A 257-nucleotide genomic window follows, 5' to 3' on the forward strand; every position below is an offset into this window, starting at 1 on the left:
GGTGGCACCGCCCGCGCGTGCAGCCGTACGGTCCGATTCCGCTGGACCCCGCCGCATCCGTCCTGCACTACGCGCAGGAGATCTTCGAGGGCATCAAGGCCTATCGTCACGCCGACGGCTCGATCCACACGTTCCGTCCCGACCGCAATGCGGCGCGCCTGCAGGCCAGCGCCCGCCGCCTCGCGCTGCCGGAGCTGCCGACCGAGTACTTCATCCAGTCGCTGCGCGAGCTCATCGCCGTCGACGGCCGCTGGGTG

1 pseudogene is annotated in these 257 nt (G+C 71.2%); it reads left to right on the forward strand.

Features of this window, described 5'->3' with window-relative positions:
• Window positions 1–257: pseudogene (locus SB754_RS21320) on the forward strand (branched chain amino acid aminotransferase); the annotation flags it as partial.

Source organism: Leifsonia sp. SIMBA_070 (assembly GCF_046534635.1).
In the GTDB taxonomy this organism is placed as follows: domain Bacteria; phylum Actinomycetota; class Actinomycetes; order Actinomycetales; family Microbacteriaceae; genus Leifsonia.